The 22,152-nt window shown below is 58.6% G+C and carries 18 protein-coding genes; 3 read left to right on the forward strand and 15 right to left on the reverse strand.

From position 1 onward, the window contains the following. Nucleotides 1-50: 50 nt before the first annotated feature. The 10 genes from G5332_RS12515 to G5332_RS12560 all read right to left on the reverse strand — a co-directional run bounded on the left by G5332_RS12515 (nucleotide 51) and on the right by G5332_RS12560 (nucleotide 10,586). A complete protein-coding gene (locus G5332_RS12515) occupies nucleotides 51-818 on the reverse strand; it encodes a PTS sugar transporter subunit IIA (RefSeq protein WP_420924941.1) in 768 nt (255 codons plus the stop codon). Beyond that, on the reverse strand, nucleotides 818-1,123 hold the full coding sequence (locus tag G5332_RS12520; RefSeq protein ID WP_005334611.1) for a PTS fructose transporter subunit IIB: 306 nt from the start codon (nucleotides 1,121-1,123) through the stop codon (nucleotides 818-820). Before G5332_RS12520 ends, G5332_RS12515 begins: the two co-directional genes overlap by 1 nt. Nucleotides 1,124-1,341: 218 nt before the next feature. Then, a complete protein-coding gene (gene uhpT, locus G5332_RS12525; protein ID WP_005353611.1) occupies nucleotides 1,342-2,748 on the reverse strand; it encodes a hexose-6-phosphate:phosphate antiporter in 1,407 nt (468 codons plus the stop codon). 564 nt (nucleotides 2,749-3,312) lie between these two features. Continuing rightward, on the reverse strand, nucleotides 3,313-5,223 hold the full coding sequence (locus G5332_RS12530; RefSeq protein WP_421311268.1) for a PTS fructose transporter subunit IIABC: 1,911 nt from the start codon (nucleotides 5,221-5,223) through the stop codon (nucleotides 3,313-3,315). A 546-nt stretch (nucleotides 5,224-5,769) separates the two neighbouring features. Then, complete coding sequence (locus G5332_RS12535) at nucleotides 5,770-6,546, reverse strand: phosphotransferase family protein (RefSeq protein WP_234922378.1); 777 nt, start codon at nucleotides 6,544-6,546, stop codon at nucleotides 5,770-5,772. A gap of 11 nt (nucleotides 6,547-6,557) precedes the next feature. Further along, nucleotides 6,558-7,073 (reverse strand): AAA family ATPase, encoded by a 516-nt coding sequence (locus tag G5332_RS12540; protein ID WP_421311269.1) that lies wholly within the window; start codon nucleotides 7,071-7,073, stop codon nucleotides 6,558-6,560. Nucleotides 7,074-7,206: 133 nt separating this feature from the next. Continuing rightward, nucleotides 7,207-7,692, reverse strand: a complete 486-nt coding sequence (locus tag G5332_RS12545) for a hypothetical protein (protein ID WP_201950036.1) — start codon at nucleotides 7,690-7,692, stop codon at nucleotides 7,207-7,209. A 1-nt stretch (nucleotide 7,693) separates the two neighbouring features. After that, nucleotides 7,694-8,632: a hypothetical protein gene (locus tag G5332_RS12550; protein WP_421311270.1), complete on the reverse strand. Its 939-nt coding sequence runs from the start codon at nucleotides 8,630-8,632 to the stop codon at nucleotides 7,694-7,696. 417 nt (nucleotides 8,633-9,049) lie between these two features. Then, the gene (locus tag G5332_RS12555; RefSeq protein WP_201950049.1) at nucleotides 9,050-9,313 is read right to left on the reverse strand and encodes a hypothetical protein; all 264 of its coding nucleotides are present in this window, start codon (nucleotides 9,311-9,313) and stop codon (nucleotides 9,050-9,052) included. 235 nt (nucleotides 9,314-9,548) lie between these two features. After that, on the reverse strand, nucleotides 9,549-10,586 hold the full coding sequence (locus G5332_RS12560) for a Mal regulon transcriptional regulator MalI (RefSeq protein WP_103252222.1): 1,038 nt from the start codon (nucleotides 10,584-10,586) through the stop codon (nucleotides 9,549-9,551). 281 nt (nucleotides 10,587-10,867) lie between these two features. On the opposite strand from G5332_RS12560, the gene malX reads away from it, so the two are divergent. Both malX and G5332_RS12570 read left to right on the forward strand, forming a co-directional pair. After that, nucleotides 10,868-12,439, forward strand: coding sequence for a maltose/glucose-specific PTS transporter subunit IIBC (gene malX / locus G5332_RS12565; RefSeq protein WP_421172562.1), 1,572 nt, complete (start codon nucleotides 10,868-10,870; stop codon nucleotides 12,437-12,439). A gap of 87 nt (nucleotides 12,440-12,526) precedes the next feature. After that, entirely contained in the window at nucleotides 12,527-13,717 is a 1,191-nt protein-coding gene (locus G5332_RS12570; RefSeq protein ID WP_376891929.1) for a MalY/PatB family protein, read from the forward strand. A 141-nt stretch (nucleotides 13,718-13,858) separates the two neighbouring features. Here the strand turns inward: G5332_RS12570 and ruvC are convergent, their stop codons facing one another. The 5 genes from ruvC to G5332_RS12595 all read right to left on the reverse strand — a co-directional run bounded on the left by ruvC (nucleotide 13,859) and on the right by G5332_RS12595 (nucleotide 21,827). Then, nucleotides 13,859-14,380, reverse strand: a complete 522-nt coding sequence (gene ruvC, locus G5332_RS12575; protein WP_005334512.1) for a crossover junction endodeoxyribonuclease RuvC — start codon at nucleotides 14,378-14,380, stop codon at nucleotides 13,859-13,861. Nucleotides 14,381-14,491: 111 nt separating this feature from the next. Next, nucleotides 14,492-15,541 carry an efflux RND transporter periplasmic adaptor subunit gene (locus G5332_RS12580; protein ID WP_421172563.1) on the reverse strand — a complete coding sequence of 350 codons (1,050 nt, stop codon included), beginning with the start codon at nucleotides 15,539-15,541 and terminating at the stop codon, nucleotides 14,492-14,494. 15 nt (nucleotides 15,542-15,556) lie between these two features. Next, complete coding sequence (locus tag G5332_RS12585) at nucleotides 15,557-18,619, reverse strand: efflux RND transporter permease subunit (RefSeq protein ID WP_421311271.1); 3,063 nt, start codon at nucleotides 18,617-18,619, stop codon at nucleotides 15,557-15,559. Nucleotides 18,620-18,785: 166 nt separating this feature from the next. Beyond that, nucleotides 18,786-21,125: an acyl-CoA dehydrogenase gene (locus tag G5332_RS12590; protein ID WP_421211583.1), complete on the reverse strand. Its 2,340-nt coding sequence runs from the start codon at nucleotides 21,123-21,125 to the stop codon at nucleotides 18,786-18,788. Between the two features lie 48 nt (nucleotides 21,126-21,173). Then, nucleotides 21,174-21,827, reverse strand: a complete 654-nt coding sequence (locus G5332_RS12595; protein WP_005334507.1) for a TetR/AcrR family transcriptional regulator — start codon at nucleotides 21,825-21,827, stop codon at nucleotides 21,174-21,176. Nucleotides 21,828-21,894: 67 nt separating this feature from the next. Here G5332_RS12595 and G5332_RS12600 point away from each other — a divergent pair. Further along, the coding region (locus tag G5332_RS12600; protein WP_421311272.1) for a hypothetical protein at nucleotides 21,895-22,152 on the forward strand (258 nt) is incomplete at its 3' end.

Consider the following 22,152-nt stretch of genomic DNA (forward strand, 5'->3'; position numbering starts at 1 on the left):
AGGATGAATGGCTGTGGCGTCACAACAAGCAGTGCCCAGAGCCAATTCGCCTAGCTCAGCAGGCTCTCGATGACGATAGCCTGACGGGCGGGGGCCGAGCCCGCCAACAGCAGGGCGTGGCTGACCACATCGTCGATCATCGCCTGCGCCAGTCGGGTAAGGGGGCGCAGGGTCTCCCGTCCGCTACCAACCGGCACCGCCAGCAGAATAATGGTCTGCACCGGCCCGATTTGAGAGCCCCACTCAATGGGCTCCTTGCAATTGAGCAGGGTCAGCGCTGGCTGGCTGATCCCTTCGCTCAATACATGAGGCATGGCAAGGCCGGGGCGGATGATGGTGGCCGAGACCTGCTCGCGCCGCTCCACTGCGGCGGTCAGTGTGGCGCGGTCGGTGATCAGCTCGGTGGGCAGCAGATCGATCAGATGCTCGAGCGCTTCGGCTTTGGTCAGCGGTTCGGGGCTGTGGGCCAGCTGGCGCAGGGCAAAATGGTAGTCGGGCAGGGCGTTGGCCAGTCGCAACTCCGCCAGCGCGGCGGTGCGCGAGCGAACCAGCGGTTGACCCAGCTCCCCGCACCAGCAGGTGAAGGCCATGTGGGCGAGCTCGGCATCGCACCCTTCAATTTGCAACTGGCAGAGATCGCCGGGTTGGGTGGCGAGGGTCAACAGGGAGAGCTGGTTGCTGGCGGCAACGGTCTGACGCCGGGTGAGGTTGGCGCAGCGGATGGTGGATTTGAACATCCCCGCCAGCCGGTTCAACTGCTTGGCCTGGGTGATGCTCAACCCCTGCTGGCAGTAGAAGGTAATTTCGCGGGTCAGCATCAGGCCGGGATCGGCAGAGCCTTGAGTACGGCGTTGGCATCCAGCAGCACGGTTTCCAGTCTCACCTGATGGATGGTGCAGCCAAGGAAGCGCTCTTTCTGCTCAATCTCGATATCGGAGGCAATCAGCACCAGGTCGGCGCTGGCAATATCGCGGGCGGTCAGCATGTTCTCCATGCCCATGGCGCCCTGAGTCTCGACCTTGATCTTGAGTCCCAGCCCAGTGGCGGCTTTTTGCAGGGCATCGGCAGCCATATAGGTATGGGCGATACCGGTCGGGCAAGCGGTGACGGCGACGATCTTCATCTGCTCTCTGTGATGCTGACAAGGGGGAGCAACAAGATAGCGCCAGCGGGGGGCTTTTACCAAAAGTCCATATGAAAAGTGGGATCTTGATGGGGATATGCCCGTCCCTTGAACGGCTGTACTGGCTGATATGGGCCAGCCGGAAGTGGATTTTCTCCAAACAACAAGGGCCACCCCTGTGGGTGGCCCTGAACAATCTGCGTCTGTTGTTATGGCTATCAGGCGGTCTGGGCAGCCAGCTCGGCGGCTTTCAGTTCGCGCTTGATGCGGCGGATCTTGCGCTCTTCGGCGACCGCGACACAACCCATCAGTACCAGACAGGCGGCGGCTGCGATATCCAGCGCCGCGAAGGTGCCGGTCCAGCCGGTCAGACCGAAGATGGGGGTGCCATCAGCAATCATGCCCAGACCCAGTTTGGCGAAGCTGTCACCAATCAGGTAAGCAAAGGTGCCCTTGACGCCATCGGCTACGCTGATGCCCTGCTTGGGGACGAAGCCCACGGCGGCGACGCCGATCAGCAGTTGCGGACCAAACACCAGGAAGCCCAGGGTGAACAGAGAACCCAGGAACATAAACTGGGTGGTCGCATGCTGGTAGAGACCCAGGGTGGCGATGATCAGCGCCAGCGCCACGCAGGCAACCAGACCACGACGGCCATTGGCCAGATCGGAGAGGTAACCCCACATCAGGGTGCCGACCAGTGCGCCCACCTCGAAGAAGGTAAAGCCCTGAATAGCCACGTCTTTGGAGAAGCCCAGCTCCTGGTGGGCATAGACGGTGGACCACTGGTCGATACCGATACGCACCACGTAGAGGAAGATGTTGGCAAAGCAGAGCAGCCAGATCACCTTGTTGAGCAACACGTACTTCACGAAGATCTGCCACTTGGTCAGCTGCTGCTCTTCGGTAGCGATATCCTCTTCGCTCGCCACTTCGTCAAACAGCTCTTCCACCTTGCCAAGACCATAGGCTTCCGGTGAATCGCTACCAAAGCGCAGGCCAATAAAGCCGACGATCAGCGCGATGATGGAGGGGAAGATAAACATGCCGAGCACGTTGCCATCGAACAGGTAGTTGGCACCGAACAGCGCCACACCGGCCGCACCGGCACCGCCCACGTTGTGAGAGAGGTTCCACATACCCAGATAGGTGCCGCGCTTGTTGCGAGGGGTCCACTTGGTGATGGTGGAGTAACTGCAGGAGCCACCACAGCTCTGGAAGAAACCGCTCAGGGCGTAGAAGAAGATCATGAAGTAGAGGCTGAAACCGGTGCCGCCCATGCTGGCACTGAAGCCCAGCATGCAGAGTGCGGAGAGGATCAGCATCAGCGGCAGGAACTGCTTGGTGTTCTTGCCGTCGGCATAGTAGGAGACGATGGTCTTGCCCACCCCGTAGGTGATGGAGAAGCCAAGGCCGATCATGCCAAGCTCGGTCATGGAGAGACCGTACTCCTGGATCATGTCATTTTGCGCAATGTTGAAGTTCTTGCGGATCAGATACATGGTCAAATAGCCAATAAATACAACCAGATAAGATTGCATAAACGGCTTGAACCAGAGCTTGCGCCGGGCTTCGACCGGCAGGTCCAGGGTGGGGACCCGGACCTGTTGGAGCAATTTCAACATCTTCGTTCATCCTCTGCGAGATAGACGGTATTTCCGCCGCGCCCCTCATTTGTAGATAGGTTGTTCGAGGTCACGCCACGGAAGGGGGAACGGAACGTCGGGGCTGTCAGCCGTTGCTGTGCTCGACGCTCCATCCATATAAACCCGGGCCCGGCACGGGATGACGGGGCGCATTGCCCATCGCGGTGCGGGTCACGACATCAGGTGAGGTGACTCTAATTAGAGGGGCAACAAATGGCTTGAGAGCCATCCCTAGTGGGGCTAGGAAATTTTCCTAGTTTTTGCGCTTTCGCGGACAAAGCGTGAGAAACATCACACCGCTGACGCCAGATTGCTGCCATTTCAGCCAGTTTGGCGCTCTGTGTGAGGTCTGGGCTGGTGGGATGGATAGGCCAGAAGGGAGCCAGGGAAAGGAAAGGGGATAGACGAGGAAGAGTGCTTATCGACCACTATTTCTCGGGGGGCGATATTGGGAAATACGGCTCGCCAGCCATCCCAAAAACAAGAGGCCACCCCGTGGGGTGGCCTCTTTTATGCTCTACGAGCCGCGATGGCGAGGGGAACTCAGGCCGCCTTGGCCAGAGTTACCTCGTCACTCTTTTTTACCCGCAGCTTTTTCAGGGCAACAGCGACCACACCGGTGACGATGGCACCGCAGATCATGCAGAGCAGGGCCAGCAGCGGCTTGTTGACGGCACCCAGCAGAGCCACGATAGGGCCACCGTGGGCAACGCTGTTGGTGATGCCGAACAGGAAGGCCATCACAGCGGCGGTCATGCTGCCCAGCACGTTGGCCGGAATGACGGCCAGCGGGTCACGGGCGGCGAACGGAATCGCCCCTTCGGAGATACCCACCAGACCCATGGCACCGGCGGCTTTGCCCGCTTCGATCTCGGACTCGTCGAAGATGCCGAGCTTGCGACCGAGCACGGTAGCCAGCGACATGCCAAGAGGCGCAGCCGGGATGGCGCAGGCCATGGCCCCCATGAACTGGGTCTGACCGGAGGCGATCATGCCGACGGAGAAGAGGAAGGCCACCTTGTTGACCGGGCCACCCATATCAAAGCCGGCCATACCACCCAGCACGATACCCAGCAGCACCAGACTGCCACCACTCATGGAGAGCAGCATGGCGTTGAGGCCAGTCATCATGTCGGCAATCGGGGCGCCGATGATGAAGATGAAGACCGCAGCGATAAAGAGCGACCCGACGATGGGGGCGATCAGGATCGGCACTAGCGGTTGCACCATCTTGTGGTACTGACGGGTGGCAATCCAGCGCACCAGATAACCGACCAACAGGCCTGCAATGATGGCACCGATAAAGCCGGTACCGGCGTCAGCGCCGTAGAAGCTGCCGTTGTTGGCGATCCAGCCGCCGATAAAGCCCGGTGCCAGTGCCGGACGATCACCGATGGCGTAGGCGATATAGCCCGCCAGAATGGGGATCATCAGGGTGAAGGCGGCCACGCCCACGTTGAGGATCTGGTTCCACATGCTCCCTTCCGGGATCTGCATGCCGCTCGGAGTCGGGTTGCCGCCGATGGCCAGTGACAGGGCGATAAGCAGACCACCGGTCACTACGAACGGGATCATGTGCGATACGCCGTTCATCAGGTAGCGATAGAGATCCGAGCTGCCGCCGCTGGCGCGCTTCTCGTCACCCTTCTTCTCATCCTTGTCAGCCACATAGGCGGGGGCTTTCAGCGCCTGCTCAATCAGACCCTTGCCATCCTTGATGGGGGCTTTTACGCCGGTCTTGATGAGCGGCTTGCCAGCGAAGCGGGCCATGTCCACCTGCTTGTCACAGGCGACCACGATGGCGGTGGCGCGGGCAATCTCGTCTGCGGTCGGGCTGTTCTTGACACCGATGGAGCCGTTGGTCTCCACCTTCACCTCATAACCCAGCTCCTTGGCGGCGCGCTCCAGCGACTCGGCCGCCAGATAGGTGTGGGCGATACCGGCCGGGCAGCCGGTGACACCGATAATAAAGCCTTTGCTGGTGGTCGGGGCCGGGCTCTGCTCCTCTTTCTTGGTCAGCAGCAGCGCCAGCGCATCGGCCGGGGTTTTTGCCGCCAGCAGTTTGGCGATAAAGCCCTCTTCGATCAGCTTGCCGGAGAGCTCGGCCAGCACTTCGATATGGTGGTTGGCGCCGCCATCGGGGGAGGCGATCATAAAGAAAATGTGGGACGGCTTGCCATCTTCGGCGCCGTACTCGATGCCGTTGCGGCTGATGCCGATGGCGACCGCCGGATTGCATACCGCCGCACTCTTGGCGTGGGGCAGGGCCACGCCCTCTTCAAAGCCGGTGTTACCCAGCTCTTCGCGGGCCCACAGATCCTTGATAAAGGCCTGCTCGTTGCTGACTTTGCCTTGCGACGCCAGCAGGCGGGCCATTTCGGTGAAGACCTCTTCCTTACGCGTCGCTTTCAAATCGAGGTTGATCAGATGTTCATTGATCAAGGTGGTGATCATGGCGCTCTCCCCGCTTCCGGTGACGGAAGCTATGCGTGAGTACGTATCGACGTACTGGATAAAAATGACCTGTTCATTATCGTGGCTCGCTCGCCCCATCCCTATCGGACAAATGTGCTAATCACTGGATTTTTGTGCGCAGTAAAACGCGATGTGATGAAGATCCCGTTTTCAGGCAGGACTCACCATTTTCAGGTTATTGCTAATTTTGTCTTTAAAAACAAATAAATGGATTGTGGTTGGTCTCGTAGCCAGGTTTGTAATGCGTCATGTCAATAACATGTCAATAAATTAATCACCAGCAGGGTCTGGATTTATATGTGGTTTTAAGGCGTTATCAGATGTGACCCTTCTCACAAAAAGTCGCCATTTCGTCGGGCGGATTAGGATTTTTATGCGCCTGATGGCGGAGGCCAATCGCATTGGCTGGGCGAGCGCAGAGGGGCGTTGTTTGGGAAGAAAGTGTGGTGGCAAGAGAGGGATGGCCGAAAAGAGAGAGGTGATAACACGAACGTTCGAATACGCTGCGCTATTCGAACCTGCGGATTACACCATATGCGCCACCGACCCCAGCCAGTTGGGAACTTGTTGCCGATACCACTCCAGATATTGCTGTGCCTGCGGCTTCTCTCTTCTGGTCAGCAGATTGGTGACCTCAATAATCAGCCAGCACTTGGCCATGACGAGATGGCGGAGCAACCGGTCGCCAGAGAGCAGCGAACTGTGGCGCAGATAGCGTTCAATGATGGTTTCATATTCAGCCAGCGAACCCATCCGCGGCACCAGCGGGGCCAGATCGATGGCCGGACTACCATAACCAAATCGCTCCCAGTCAAACAACACCAGCTCACCATTGTCGCGGGTGCCCCAGTTTCCCTCGTTGCTATCTCCCGAAATCAGGTATGACTCCTCGAATAGTTCGTGGCCGACTTGCTGGATATGGCGGATCTTCTCGTTTACCGCTTCCGGCAGGCAGAGTACAGAGAGCGCCTCGTTGGTGTCGGCGAGCGACCAGCCGTGAGTTTTCACCGCAAAGTCGGGCTGATAGTTGGCGTTATGCAGGCAGGCCAGCTGAGCAAAGGTCTGTTCGTTGTGGTGCAGCTGCGTGAGCGTGACCGGATGAGGGATCTGCTCAAGGAACAGGGTCTCCCCTTCGACCTTGAGCAGGGAAGGAGTGTTGAGCCCGCTCAAATGCAGTGCGGCGCGTTGGTAGAAATGGCGCTCGACAGGCGATGCGCAGCTTTTTCTGATACAGGGCTTGCCATCCAGCAGCTGGATATTTACTGAAGCGCCCCCCATTTTCGCCAACTCCTGTTGCGTCATCCTCTACCCCGTTAGCTATGAGTTGTCAGGTGCGTGAGATAGCTATTTACTTCTGCCCGAGTCGTGAAACGGTGCTTGTCGTTTGGGAATCGATCAAACAGCTCGCGATGGAATTGGCGGGAGCTTTTACCGGCTCGCTGCCCATATTCCGATGCCCACACCAGCAGTTGTTGAAAGCTCTTTTCGGCTGCCACTGCATCCCGTTGCCTGGCACTTTGTGATCCACGCGATAGCAGTGAATCACGGCATACTGACCAGTCGAGATCCAGAAAGAGAAGGGTATCAGCGGCATCAAGCAGTTGCTCGGCCAGGGCACCAAATACCCCTTCGACCATCCATGATGGCTCTTGAGCAAGGGTTTGAATGGCATGATCAATCTCATGCTGGGGCCGTTTTTGGTTAAAGCCGCCCGGCTGCCAGACGATAGTGTCCAGATTGACCTCGCGGATAGTTAACTGCTCAGCCAATCGAGCTGCCAACCAGCTCTTGCCCGATCCCGAGTTGCCAATAATCAGAATACGTTTCATCTATGAGTGCTCTTTTCTGGAACAGATATCTGGAGGCGGGAAAGTAGAGGTGATGACGCGAATATCCGATACGTCTTGCTATTCTAACCTATGTGCTACGAAATTATTTTATAAACCTGTATGGATTAAAACATTAATTTTCATTGTTTTCAGGCTTATCGTCTGTGAGGGATAAAAAATGTGAAATCAGCATTAACATTACTCGGAGAACTTCAATTATTATTGTTGTTGATATTATAATTAGCGTGATTTCAATGGCGGTATAAAAAACATCCCTGCTAGGTAATAACGCATGATTTGGATAGTTTATTAGAGGAATGCCCACAACCCTGAAATATGGTAGTAGCAAAGATAGAAAAAGAAATACAACTAAGGCTATGACATCAACTTTTAAGCTATCTATAAATCCATTGAATGAACCGAACTTTCTTTTCATGTTGCTGGTTAAGCTTATTATGACGCTTAATATAATTGAAATCCCAGCTATAATACCTCCGAGAATTGCGCCTAATATTCCCGGAGTGTTGGACTCTATAATTATGTAGGCTTGCTTATCTCCAGAGGAAAGTGATAAGGAAATTAAGAAGATACTAATGAATATTGCCAATGTTTTTAACATTTCATTTTTCTTCTATTATATCGTTGTAGTCGTATTGAGGTCTGTATAACTCAACAATTTGAATTAATTCTTCAACATCATAGTTATTAAGTTGTAACTCTGTAATTCCTTTACCTTCCATAACAACTATAGTTGCTGTTTTCTCGCTTTTAACTTGCCATAGCTGGGTTTTATGCCCAAATAACTTTCCTTTTAATGACCAATTTCCGCCACCTTTTCTACACCATCTAACCATGTTGTTTAAAAATCCATCTGTCTTTAGGTTTAATTTCTTGTCCTTATTTTCAAAAGTGGTTGTAATTTTGTTAGCGTTAGTGACTTCAGCAGTGTCAATAAGCGCTTTTTTCATTTCCATTTCAGTATGGCCGAATAGATTGGGAGGTAGCAACTCGAAGGAGACTGATTCTACAAATTCAAACCTGTCATATTCCTCCCAAAAATTATTGCTTTCTTCATTTAAAACTGGCTCTATGTCTACTCTTAACCCTAGTTCCGCCAGTTCTATGTTGTTGGCAATTTTGATGAAAGCTTTGCATGCCGCAGTTGGTGTTGTAAAAACGGTCGTCTTTTTTTCTAATAGGATCACCTGCTGTTGCCTATCCCACAGCCAAACCATTGGTGGGTAATCATCGATACTATATTCGTTAAATTCTGAGTCATGACCATGTAAGCTTTTGGCTTTTGCAACCATTCCTCCCATCACGCCACGATTTCTGCCATCAACAAGTACCTTTATGGAGTAAAGTTTTTCACCGTATTCATCTTCTGGTGGATTTTCAACTGCGTGAAAAATTGCATTTTCAAAAGAAAAAATATCTTTCGACATATTTTCATTAATAAATAACTGTGGCTCTGTCGCGACTAAAGATACTCGTAATGCATAAAAGTTCATTATTGTATTCTCAGTATTAAATATTTTATTTAAATAATTCTGTGGCATACATCGACTTTAACCATCTATTTAAATAGAGGTTAACGCCATTCACATTCTGGTTTGAGAAGGTAAACGGAGTGCTCCCTTAGGAAAGAGCTAGCGTTTTCGCTTCGACCACCAGTGTATTGATTAGAATCATGCTGGGGTAATTGGTGAAAACCCACGCTACCGCCCGTGGATTACAGCCTCCAGCCTGCTGCGGTTATCCGGCGATGTAGTGGATGGCGAAACGGCTGCACAGGGTTATCTCTGCAAGAGTGGTTGCCAAGTGGAGCATATTAATCGAGAGAGGGGCAGGGTAAAACCGCAGTCGGGCAAAAACCTGCCAAAGATCAATAAATTGCTTAATAAGCGGCTGTTATCTGACCGCTTGGCGCGGCGACCGCAAGCTGAGCGTCACTTCTTGCTGGGTACTACCGCCACTCAATACTCCAGAAACTTCTCCCCGCACCGCTCACAAATAAGATGTTTTACATGGGTAGTCTGGTAGGCCAGTGTTTCACCAAACGCCCAGTTGGTGATGCTGCTGGAAGTAAAGGCTTGCCAGAAGGCTTTGCGCGGATCCTGGGGCATGATGTCCTGGCTGTGATCGCGGGCGACCAGCACCACGATATGGCGGGTACGCTCGCCGCATTTGTCACAGCGATGGATTTCAGTTGGCGGATTCTGGTCGTGCGGGTTGCTCATAAAGGGGCTCGTGAAGAGAGTGGACGCCCATCATATTCCTCTCCACTTGGCTCTCAATCTCTCCTTGCCGGCGCAGTGAGCAGGCTCACATTTTGCGCCCCCTCTTTGTTATTTGCCCGCGCGCCGCAGCCGTGTGCTTCTGGCCGATGCCCACTTCTGCGGTTTGCTGGTGAGCGGTGATGATATGGCGGTTGGGGCGAGCTCGGGTTGCTGCAGATGGGCCAGCCTTGCCAGCTCAAGCCGACTCCCGCTTTTGCAGATTGGGGGTGATGATATGGCGGTTGGGGGCGAGTTCGGGTTGCTGCATCCGGGTCAGCAGTCGTTTTGCCGCCTGACGGCCGATTTCGCGGGCCGGTGAGCTGACAAAGGTGAGGGCGGGGGAGGTGAGTTCTGCCTCCGCCACATCGTCAAAACCGAGCAGGGCCACCTGCTGGCCGATGTAGTTGTCCTTGCCCACGGTGCGGCCGCTCGCCTCGACGCCATAGATGGCGCCGAGCGCCACCTCGGGGTAGTGGCAGAGCACGGCGGTCACCTTGGGGTGCTGGTGCAGCAGCTGGGCGATGGTGTCGGCGGCGCTGCGCTGGGTGCGCTCGCACTCCAGTACCCACTCCGGTTTGAAGGGCAGGCCATATTGCAGCAGGCTGGCGCAGTAGCCGCCGATCCGCTCGGCGCGGGTGAGGGAGTCGGCCCGCCCGCCGACATAGGCGATATGGCGGTGGCCCTGCTCGATAAGGTAGGTGGTGGCCTGCTTGGCGGCGTGGGTGTTGTCGGGGCCGATAAAGTCGACGTCATCACGATAGTAGGAGCGGGCGGCGCACACCACCGGCAGTTCGGAGTCGAGCAGGGTCTCCAGGGTTTTGGCCGCCGCGCCGCGCACCGGATTGAAGATGATGCCCGCCACCCCCTGCCGTGACAGGGAGTGGATGCTCTGCTGCAGCCGCTCCGGGCTGTGGCCGCACTGGGTCAGAAACAGCAGATAGCCCTGCTGCTCAAGCACCTCGCTCACCCCGGCGGTCACCTCGGTATAGAAGGGGTCGGTGATGTCGCGCAGGATCAGCCCCACCAGATTGGACTGCTGGCTGCGCAGGTTGGCGGCGGCACTGTTGGGCACATAGTCGAGCTCTTTTATCGCCTGCTGCACCCGCTCGGCGGTGGCCGGCGAGATGCGCCCCTTGCCGTTGAGCACCATGGAGACGGTGGTGACCGACACTCCCGCCCGCTGGGCGACATCGGTGATCTTGGTGGCTTTGGCAGAGAGGGATTTGGGCGACATAGGGCGAACGGATGACGGACAGTTGAGAGCGAGGCTCAAGCATACCTGCTCATATGCCCAAGTGAAACGTTACATCACCATCTGGCCGATCCGGCTCACAAATTTGGATCCTGCTGCCAGCCAGCCCCCTTATTCTGTGATCCTGTCGGCACTTGTAAATTGATAAAACGTTTTATCATCCAGCAAAACCTGATGCTGACCCGCGCCTCTGCGTCGAAATTGCCACGAGCAGCCACGGGGAAAGCCGCAGATATTGCTGTCTATTCACAAGGAGCCGTTTCATGGCCAAGCCTCAAGCCAAATCCACCATATGGGAGTTCCTGCAGAGCCTCGGCAAGACCTTTATGTTGCCGGTCGCCCTGCTGGCCTTCTCGGGCATCCTGCTCGGTGTCGGCAGCTCGCTCACCAGTGATGCGGTCAAGCAGAGCATGCCCTTCCTCGACAATACCGTGCTGCAACTGCTGTTCCTTTGGATGACCAAGGTGGGGCTGGTGGCCTTTATCTATCTGCCGGTGATGTTTGCGGTGGCCATTCCGCTCGGACTGGCGCGAGAAGAGAAAGGGGTCGCGGCCTTTGCCGGTTTCGTCGGCTATGCGGCGCTCAACCTCTCCATCAACTTCTACCTCACCGTGGCTAACGTCATCGGTGACGCGGCGGCGGAGAAGGCCTACGGGGTGAAATCGATCCTCGGCATCAGCTCCATCGACACCGGGATTCTGGGGGCCATCATCGTCGGGGTGATCGTCGCCAAACTGCACGCCCGTTTCTACACCTACAAGATGCCCGATGCGCTCGCCTTCTTCGGCGGTGCCCGCTTCGTGCCCATCATCACCGCGCTGGTGCTGGGTGTGGTCGGTCTGGTCGTGCCGTTCGTCTGGCCCTGGTTTGCTGCCGGCATCAATGGCATCGGGGCGCTCATCTCCCACGCCGGTCCCTTCGGCCCCTTCCTGTTCGGTACCGGTGAGCGCCTGCTGCTGCCGCTCGGTCTGCACCACATTCTGGTGGCGCTGATCCGCTTTACCGAAGCGGGCGGCATCCAGCTGGTATGCGGTCACGAGGTGAGCGGCGCCCTCAATATCTTCTACGCCGAGCTCTCCTGCGCCGACACTTCCGGCTTCTCTGTCTCTGCCACCTCCTTCCTCTCTCAGGGCAAGATGCCAGCCTTCCTCGGCGGCCTGCCGGGTGCGGCGCTCGCCATGTATCACTGCGCCCGCCCTGAAAATCGCGGCAAGATCAAGGCACTGCTGGTCTCCGGCGTGGTGGCCTGCGTCATCGGTGGTATCACCGAGCCGCTGGAGTTCCTGTTCCTGTTCGTGGCGCCGGTGCTCTACGTTATTCACGCCATCCTGACGGGTCTGGGCTTTATGACCATGGGGCTGCTCGGCGTCACCATCGGCAACACCGACGGCAACCTCATCGATTTTCTGGTGTTCGGCGTGCTGCAAGGCGCCGCCACCAAGTGGTATCTGGTGCCGGTCGCGGCTGCGATCTGGTTTGCCATCTACTACAGCGTGTTCCGCTTCGCCATCGTGCGCTTTAACCTGAAAACCCCCGGCCGCGAAATCGAAACCAGCGAGGCTGCCCAGCCCGCGGGCAAGAAGGCTGGCAACAGCGGTTACAACGGTGAAATCATCCTTAACGCCCTGGGCGGCGCCGATAACATCTTGGCGCTCGATAACTGCATCACCCGCCTGCGGATGTCGGTGCAGGACATGAGCCGGGTCGATGACAAGGTATTGAAAGCAAACGGCGCCATCGGGGTGATCAAGCTCGACGAGCACAACCTGCAGGTGGTGATCGGCCCGCAGGTGCATCTGGTGAAAAACCAGCTGCAGAGCCTGATGGGGGCCTGAACCGGCCAATAAGAACCGAACGGGGGGCGCAAGCCCCCCTTGTTTGCCTCTCCCAATATGTCTCCTGTTTATGGAGGGAGAAACTTCATGCACGATATTTATGACTTCGACCATGTGGTCGACCGCCACGGCACCTACTGCACTCAGTGGGACTATGTAGCCGACCGTTTTGGCCATGCCGACCTGCTCCCCTTTACCATCTCCGACATGGATTTCGAGACCGCCCCCTGCATTCGCCAGACGTTGGCAACCCGACTTGAGCACGGGGTATTTGGCTACAGCCGCTGGAATCACGACGACTTCAAGGGGGCGGTGAGCAACTGGTTTGCCCACCGCTACGGGGCGAGCCTCGACCCCGAGACGCTGGTGTACGGCCCCTCGGTCATCTATGTGATTGCCCAGCTGGTGAGCCTCTGGTCGGCGCCGGGGGAAGGGGTGCTGGTGCATACCCCCGCCTACGACGCCTTCGGCAATATGCTGGCTGCCAACGACAGGGTGCTGCTGCCCTGTCCGCTCAAAAAAACAGAGGGGAGTTACCAGATCGACTGGCAATGTTTCGAGCAGCAAGCGGCCCGCTCCGATTGCCGGATTTTGCTGCTCTGCAGCCCCCACAACCCCACCGGCCGGGTCTGGACGCGGGATGAACTCGGCCGGATGGCCGCTATCTGCCAGCGCCATGGGGTCAAGGTCATCTCGGACGACATCCATATGGATATGAGCTTTGCTCGCTACCTGCCGTGGAGCGAGGTGGCGCCGGACGATCACTGGGCGCTGGTTAGCTCGGGCTCCAAATCCTTCAATATTCCCGCCCTTGGCGGCGCCTATGCCTTTATCGCCAACGCCGAGGCGCGCGCCGCCTATCTGCAACGGCTCAAGGCGGCCCACGGCCTCTCATCGCCGCCCATTCTCGGGGTGCTGGCCCATATCAGCGCCTATCGGGACGGCGCTGGCTGGCTCGATGCGCTCAAATCCTACCTGCACGGCAATCTCGCCCATGTGGCGGCGCGGCTCAACGCGGCTTTCCCCGCCATCGACTATCGGGTGCCCGAGGGAACCTATCTCGCCTGGATTGATCTGCGTGGCCTTGGCATCGACTCCCCCGAACGGATGGATGCGCTGCAAACTTTGCTGGTGGAGAAATACCGGGTCGCCATCATGCGCGGCGACACCTACGGCCCGGAAGGCACAGGCTATATCCGACTCAATGTCGGCTGCCCGCGTTCAAAGGTCGATCAGGGGCTCGACGCTCTGATCGGCGCGCTGGGGGAGCTGGTGTAAGGCAAATCCATTCAACATGAGAAACATAACGGGGCCATCAGTGATGGCCCCGTTATGTGGGGAAATATAAAAAACCGCCCCGGATATCCGGGGCGGTTTTTATTTGGTGATACCGAGATGAGTCGTGGACGACACAAGGGCTCAGCGATAGCGGCCACGTACCGAGCTGCTGGCGCGGCCGGCCATCTTGATCAGGCTCTGGCGGGTGTGCAGGTGGCAGAGCGCGACGCCGAGGGCATCCGCCGCATCCGCCTGCGGGGTGGCGGAGAGTTTCAGCAGATGGGTCACCATATGCTGCACCTGCTCCTTGGCGGCACCGCCAGTGCCCACCACTGCCTGCTTGATCTGGGTAGCAGAGTATTCGCTCACCGGCAGATAGGCGTTGACCGCGGCGACGATGGCGCTGCCCCGGGCCTGCCCCAGTTTCAGGGCCGAGTCGGCGTTGCGGGCCATAAAGACCCGCTCGATAGCAAACTCGGTGGGTTTGAACTGGGTGATGATCTCGCATACCCCGTCATAAACCTGCTTGAGGCGCTCCGGCAGCTCGCCGCAATCGGTGCGGATGCAGCCAGAGCCCAAGTATTCGGCCTTGCCGCCCACGACCCGGATAACCCCGTATCCGGTGATCCGTGAACCCGGATCGATGCCCAAAATAATGCTCATGGGTGTTGATTGCTCTAAACGCGAGTGATGGCCGCCAAGATAGCAAACTGTGGCCCGTTTGGCTGTATATCCCGGGTCAAGCGTGCAAAGATTGGCCAGCCTGCAGGATGGCTACCCCTTGAACAATTCTATGGTGTCGCCATCCTGCAGGCTGCCTGCGCCACGCACCACTACCCGATCACCCTGCTTGAGGGCACCGCTCACCGCCACCTGCTGGCTGTCGCCAAACAGCACGGTGACCGGCACCCGATTCACCTTGAGCGCCTTGCCGCTTCGCGCTACCTGATAGACCACGCTGCCATCGGTGCCGAGCACCAGGGCGTCCCGGGGCAGCAGCATGCTCTGTTGCTCCCCCAGTGGCAGGGCAACCCGTACCGGCGAGCCGATGATGAAAGTGCCCGCTTCCGGTTTGAGGCGCAGCTCGATGAGGCGCGACTTGGGATCGGCGCTGGCGGCCCGCTGGTAATAGACGCCGTGACCGCTCAGCTGCTCCCCCTCCACCCGCAGCCGGGTTTGCGGCGCCAGCTGTTGGGCCCAGAGGATGGGGGCCTGCAGGCGGATATCCGGCTGATCCGGGTTGACCAGCTCCAGCGCCTGCTCGCCCGCGTCCACATGCTCGCCGGGCTGGATGAAGTGGTTGTTCACCACCCCGTCGAACGGGGCATAGATGTGGCTGCGGCGCAGCTGTTCTTCAATCTGGTTCACCTGTATGGCGGCCAGCCGCTCGGCCAGCGCGGCCTGCTCCACATCGTAACTGGCCTTGTCGTACTGGCTTTGGGAGGCGCTCTTTTGCTGGTGTAGCCGGGTGATCCGCTGGGATTCGGCGCGGGCGAAGCGCAAGTTGCTCTGCCATTTCGCCTGCTCGGCGCGAGCCTGCTCCAGCGAGAGGCGCAGTGCCGCACTGTCGAGGCGCAGCAGCTCGTCCCCTTTTTTGACCCGGCTGCCAAATTCGGCGATCCACTCCACCCGGCCGCTTACTTCGGCGCTGAGCGCCGCCTGCTGACGGCTCGCCACCGTGCCGCTGACCCAGATATTGGCGGCCGCATCCCCTTGGGTCACATCCGCCAGGGTCACCATCTTGCCCTGATCGGCCAATACCGGTAGCGCACTGCCTGCAATCAGCGCAGCGCCAGCCAACATTCGGGTAATCATATGTGTCATCGATGAGCTCCTTGCTCAGGCCCGCTGGCGCAGGGGTTGTGGGATCGCCACCTGCTCCCCGAGACGCAGGAAGGCAGGCAACAGGATCAGGGTAAACAGGGTACTGCAACTCATGCCGCCGACAATGACGGTGGCGAGCCCGCGGTAAATTTCGCTCCCCTCACTCGGGCTCAGCATCAGCGGCAGCATGCCGAAGATGCTGGTGAGGCTGGTCATGGCGATGGGGCGCATCCGGCTTTGCAAGGCATCAGCCACCGCCAGCTGACGGCTCATACCGTCCCGTTCAGCGGTGCGGGTCTGATGCACCAGCAGGATGGCGTTGTTGACCACCAGTCCCAGCAGGATGACAAAGCCGATGATGGTGAGCAGGTCCATCGGCAGCGGCACCAGCAGCCCGCTCAGTTGCAGCGCCAGCACGCCGCCAACCGAGGCAAGGGGCAGGGTGAGCAGCACCAGCAGGGCATCCTTGATGGAGGCAAACACCCCCCACAGCAGCACCAGCAGGATCACCACGGCGAACAGGAAGATGGTCCCCAGATTGTCGAGCGCCTGTTGCAGGCTGTCGGCATTGCCGGCAATGCGCAGCTCGCCACCGGCGGGCAGCAGGGGGCGGATGGCGGCAAAACTGCGGTTTTTCAGGGTGTCGATCACCTGCTCCATGGTCATGCCCGCCGGGGGCGCTATCTGCAGGATGATGCTGCGACGCCCATCGGCCCGGAAGATACTGGCCGGGCCCATGTCGTGCTCCACCCGCAGCAGCTCGCCAAGGGGGACGATGCGCCCGGAGGGGGTGGCCAGCGGCACTGCCTTCAGTTCGTCCGGATTGGCGGAGCTCTGCCCCATCAGCATGATGTCGAGCCGATCCTCGCCGTCGAAATACTCGCCAACCCGCAAGCCGTCGCCAAAGGTCTGGATGATGGTGGGCAAGGGCGTGCGATCCCAGCCCACTTCGGCAAGGCGCCGATCTTGCGGCACCAGTTTGAGCTCGGGGGCGGTGAAGTCGAGACTCGGTTCGGGCCGGACCTGTGCTCCTGGCAGGTCCTTGCTGAGGATCCCCATGCTGGCACGGGCCGCCTGATAGAGCTCGGGCAGGTTACCCCCCTGCAGCAGCAGGGAGACGCCGTTCTCGCTGTCAAAGCCGCCAAACAGCGACCCCTGACCGCCGAACACCCTGGTGTCGGGAATACCCACCAGCAGCTGTTTCATCAACAGGCTCTCCAGCTCCTTGATGCGGTTTTCGTCTTTGGGGCGCACGCCAATCTGGGCGCCCCCCGGGTAGCGCAAGATGTAGTAGTTCTTGAGGGCAGGCTCTTTCTCCCCCTTCATGTAGGGGGCGAGGCGGGCGATCAGGGTATCGATCACCTCTTCGCGCTGGGCCTTGAGGTTGACCCCGGGGGTGAAGTTCATCCAGACATCCACCGCGTCCCGTTTTACGTCTGGCAGATAGTCCATCTTGGGCAGCAGCGCCCAGGTGGCCAGTACCGGCAGACTCATCATCAGGGTGATGACCGTCCAGCGCTGGCGTGAGGTCGAGGTCCAGCGGATCACGTGACGGGTGGTGCGCTGCCACAGCGACGCATAGGGGTCGGTCAGCGTTTCATGTCCCATCCAGCGCGCCGCCACCGCAGGCAGCACGATGACGGCGACCAGCATGGAGACCGTCACGGCGCAGGCGATGGTGAGCGCCAGATCGGCAAACAGTTGGCCCTCCACATCGTTGAGCAGCAGCACCGGCAGGAAGATGGCGACCGTGGTGAGGGTGGATGCCACCAGCGCCGTCCACACCTGACGGGTACCTTCGAGCGCCGCCTCCGCCTTGCTCAAATCCCCCCGCTCGTGGCGTCGGTAGATACTCTCCAGCACCACGATGGCGGCGTCGAGCACCATGCCGACGGCAAAGGCGATGCCCGCCAGCGAGATGATGTTGAGGGTGCGATCCATCACCTTGAGCAGGCAGAAGGTGAGCATGATACTGATGGGGATGGCGAGGGCAATCATCAGGGTCGCCTTGAGCTGGCGCAGGAAGAGCCAGAGGATGGCGCAGGAGAGCAGCACCCCGAGCCCCAGGTTGGCAGTGACCATGCTGACGGCGCGATTGATATAGAGGGAGGCATCGAATGACTGCTCCATGTGCAGCCCGACCGGCTCCAGCACCTCGCGGTTGAGCTCGTTCACCCGAGCCTTGATCGCCTCAAGGGAGGCCAGGGCATTGGCGCCGCTCTCCTTGAAGATCTGGGCGGCGATGGCGGTATTGCCGTTCTGGATCCGTAGCACCGGGTTCTCTTCCCGGGCCACCCTTACTTCTGCTACATCCCGCAGATAGATGGGTAGGCCATTGCGCCAGTCCACCACCTTGTCCCCCAGCGTCTCGACATCGTAACGACCGGCGAAGCGCAGCTTGTACTCCCAGCGACCGATGTCGAGGGTACCGGCCGACACGTCCCAGCCGGTGGTGGCGCGGCTGGCCAGTACCGGGATCTCCACTCCCAGCTCGGCGGCGCGGTAGGGGTCGAAGCGGATCTGGATCTGGCGCTCGTTGATCCCCTCGACTGCGACCGTCGAGACCCCTTCGATGCGCTCCAGCTCGGGTTTGACCCGCGCCTCGATCAACGCCTGATGATCATCGATCACCCCCTTGGCACCGGGCAGCTGCTGGATGAAGAAAAAGGTGAGGGTATCGTTGCTGCTGTAGTTGTTGACGTAGGGGCCGCCGATCTTGTCCGGCAATCCCGAGACCCGGTTCAGTCGCGAAATCACGTCGAGTTGGGCCCGTTGCATGTCTGTGCCGAGGGCAAACTCCATGTCGATTTCGGTAAAGCCGGGATAGCTGTTGCTGACAAGGCTCTTGAGCCCTTGCACCCCCTGCATCTCCTGTTCGATGGGGTCGGTGATCTCCGACTCCATCTCCTGGGGCGAGGCTGAACGCCAGCTCACCGAGATGTTGAGGTGTGGACGGTCGATGTCGGGGAACAGCTGGATCGGCAGTCCCCGGATACTGAGCAGGCCCAGCAGGAAAATAAGCACGATCGAGACCGCCACCCAGATGGGGCGTTCGATCGCCGTTTTGGCGAGGTTCATTCACTCTTCCTGAGTTGTTGTTATCGGCCATTCCGCTGGCCTTGCTTCCAAAGCCCCTGCAACAGGGACTCAAGCATTTAACTGGAATTCTCCCGGCTTGTAAATGCATGGTTAACAAACAAAAAACCGGCCACGAGGGCCGGTTTGGTACTGGTTTGCCAAGGGGTCAGGCGGCGTGCTCGACCTTGTTTGGCTGCTTGCTTGGTTGCTGGGAGAAGCCTTCCAGCTCGCCCGGGGCGAAGTTGTCCACCTGAATGGCTTCGTAGCGCAGGGCATCGGCGGCCAGCAGCTTGTCTGCCTCGTCCTTGCTCAGGATGGAACCGGCCAGCGCAGCGGCAACCAGCTCCGGCAGGGCCAGTTTGCGGGGCAGTTTGCCCTCTTTCTGGGCCTGCACCAGTTTCTTCTCGTAGGGCTGCACGGCGACCATGGCCTGGAAGGCGCGCTCCATCAGACCGACCGGGTCCGCCTCGTCCTTGCCGACGTAGCAGAGGGCGGTCAGACGGTCGCGGAACTCGCCCGGTTTCATCATGGCCAGACAGATGGCGTGGCAGCGATCGTCGGCCGGCATCTTGTAACCCACGCCAAACGGGAACACCACGCGCTTGAGTACGGCACCCACCACCTTGTTCGGGAAGTTCTGGAAGAAGCCCTCGAACGCCTTGCCAATCAGGTAGAGGTTGCGCTCCACCGCGTACTGCACGAACGGCAGATCGGAGACCATACGGCCCTGATCCTCGTAGTGCTTGAGGGTGGCGGAGGCCAGATAGAGGTGGCTCAGCACGTCACCCAGACGGGCGGAGATCATCTCCTTGCGCTTGAGATCGCCACCCAGCATCAGCATGGAGACGTCGGCGCACAGTGCCAGTCCTTTACTCATGCGAGACAACTGCTTGTAGTAACGGGCGGTTTCGCCGGCCACCGGCGCGCTGTTGAATTGACCCAGAGTCAACCCCTGGAACAGGGAACCGAAGAAGTTGCCGGCGCCAAAGGCGATGTGTTTCATCAGCAGGGTGTCAAACTTCTCGAGACCGCGCTCCACGTCGGTATCGGCCGCCGCTTCCAGCTCGGCAAAGACGTACGGGTGGCAGCGGGTGGCCCCTTGCCCGAAGATCATCAGGTTGCGGGTCAGGATGTTGGCCCCTTCCACCGTGATGGCGACCGGAATCCCCATGTAGGCGTAGCCGGTGTAGTTTTTCGGGCCCAGCTGGATGGCACGACCGGCGTGGATGTCCATGGAGTCATCCATGATCTGGCGCGCCATCTCGGTCATGTGGTACTTGGAAATCGCAGTGACGATGGCCGGCGCCTGACCCAGGTCCAGGGAACCGGCGGTCATGCGACGGGCCCCTTCGAGCTGATAGGTGAGGCCGCCGATACGGGCCAGCGCCTCTTGAACACCTTCAAACTTGCCGATGGACATGCCGAACTGCTTGCGCACATAGGAGTAGGCGCCCACGGTGCGGCTCGCCATGTGACCGCAAGCGGTGCCCAGAGCAGGCAGCGAGATGCCGCGACCGGCGGAGAGGCACTCCACCAGCATACGCCAGCCGCGACCGGCGTAATCCGGGCCGCCAATGATCCAGTCGAGCGGAATGAACACATCCTTACCGAAAGTCGGACCGTTCATGAACGCCAGACCCATGGGGTAGTGGCGATCGCCAACGCGCACACCCGGGTGGCTGGTGGGGATAAGCGCGCAGGTGATACCGAGCTCTTCCTTGTCACCCAGCAGCTTTTCCGGGTCATAGAGTTTGAACGCCAGCCCCAGCACGGTGGCTCGTGGCGCCAGGGTGATGTAGCGCTTGTTCCAGTTGAGGCGAATACCCAGCACCTCTTCACCCTTGTGCATCCCTTTGCAGACGATCCCCTTGTCAGGAATTGCGCCTGCATCGGAGCCCGCTTCCGGCCCGGTCAGGGCGAAGCAGGGCACCTCTTTGCCACTGGCCAGCCCCGGCAGCCAGAAATCTTTCTGGGCCTGGGTGCCATAGTGCATCAGCAGCTCGCCCGGGCCGAGGGAGTTCGGCACCATGACGGTGACCGCCACGCTCAAGCTCTTGGTGGCGATGCGGGTGACGATGGTGGAGTTGGCAATCGCCGAGAACTCGCGGCCGCCATAGGATTTCGGGATGATCAGGGAGAAGAAGCCTTCCTTCTTCAGATAGTCCCACACCGGTTCCGGCAGGTCTTTGGTTTCGTTGACGATCTTGAAGTCATCGACCATGGCGAGCAGGGTTTCGACCTGATTGTCGATAAAGGCCTGCTCCTCTGCGGTCAGCTCGGCCTTGCCGTAGCCGTGCAGTTTTTTCCAGTCGGGGTTGCCGCGAAACAACTCGCCATCCCACCAGACGGAGCCGGCTTCCATGGCCTCCCGCTCGGTGGCTGACAAGGGCGGCAATATCTTTTTGAAGATGCCGAACACCGGACGGGTTACCACCTTTTTACGGATGGAGGGTACGCCGAGCACAACGGCTATCGCCAGCACCAGCAGGACAAGCAATGTGATCATACCGAAGTTCCTTCTATTTCACTGTTTCCGTTGATTTATTGTTGGTTGTTACACGGCCAGGGAGAGCCTGGTCGACTCCACGGGCGCCCCGACTCCGGACGCCAGATAAGGAATAACGTTGCGCACCAGCCCTTCCACATCGAGCTGCTGTCCAAAGTCGGCCAGGGCGATGTCGCGCAGCGCATCGGCGGAGGCCATGGTGAATACGACGGTGCCCAGGGTGAAGTGCAGGCGCCAGAAGAGATCCGCTGGCGACAGGGCCGGATTGGCCTTGGAGATGGCCTGGGTGATCCGCTGCAAAATGGGGCCATAGTGGGCGGTGATAAAGCGGCGCAGGTGGCCCTGGCTGTCGATATAGCCGCGCCCCAGCAGCTGCATGAAGATGGCCGGGCCGTTGGCCCGCACCGCCGATAGCTTCATCAGCGGTTCGACAAAACTTTCAAACAGTTGCAGCAGGGTCAGCTGCTCCTGCTCCATCAGTACCCGCAGGCGGGCATCCAGATCGGGCATGAACAGGCTCAGATAGCGGTCGAGCACCGCCTGGATCAGCTCCTTCTTGGAGCCGAAGTGATAGTTCACCGACGCCAGATTGACGTCGGCCTCACTGGTGATCAGACGCAAAGAGGTATCGGCGAATCCCCGCTCGGCAAACAGCACTTCAGCGGCGTCGAGAATACGGTTTTTGGTATCGATTTTACTCACAGGACACCTCACTTAAACGAATGTTTAAAAAGTACGTTTCATAACGTGAAGTGTCAAGAGAATGTGAATGAGTGTTAGCGGAATGTTTTTTGTTAAAAGGGGCAAAAAGATTGGAACTAACTCCACAGCAGGAGACTCTATATCAATGCCACTGCAATTAAACATTAAGTCTCGCCCAACCTGCTTCTTGCTAGTTGGGCATTTTTTTGCGCGTTTGTTACCGGTTTGCGGCTTGCAGGCAAAAAAAAGGCTATGTCCCAATTACGTGTTGCATGGGGCGCCCCAGGGCCTCATACAAACACACTTTGATATTTACGCCTTTTCC

It is taken from the genome of Aeromonas sp. 603757 (genome assembly GCF_049171255.1).
Classification (GTDB): Bacteria; Pseudomonadota; Gammaproteobacteria; order Enterobacterales; family Aeromonadaceae; genus Aeromonas; species Aeromonas veronii_A.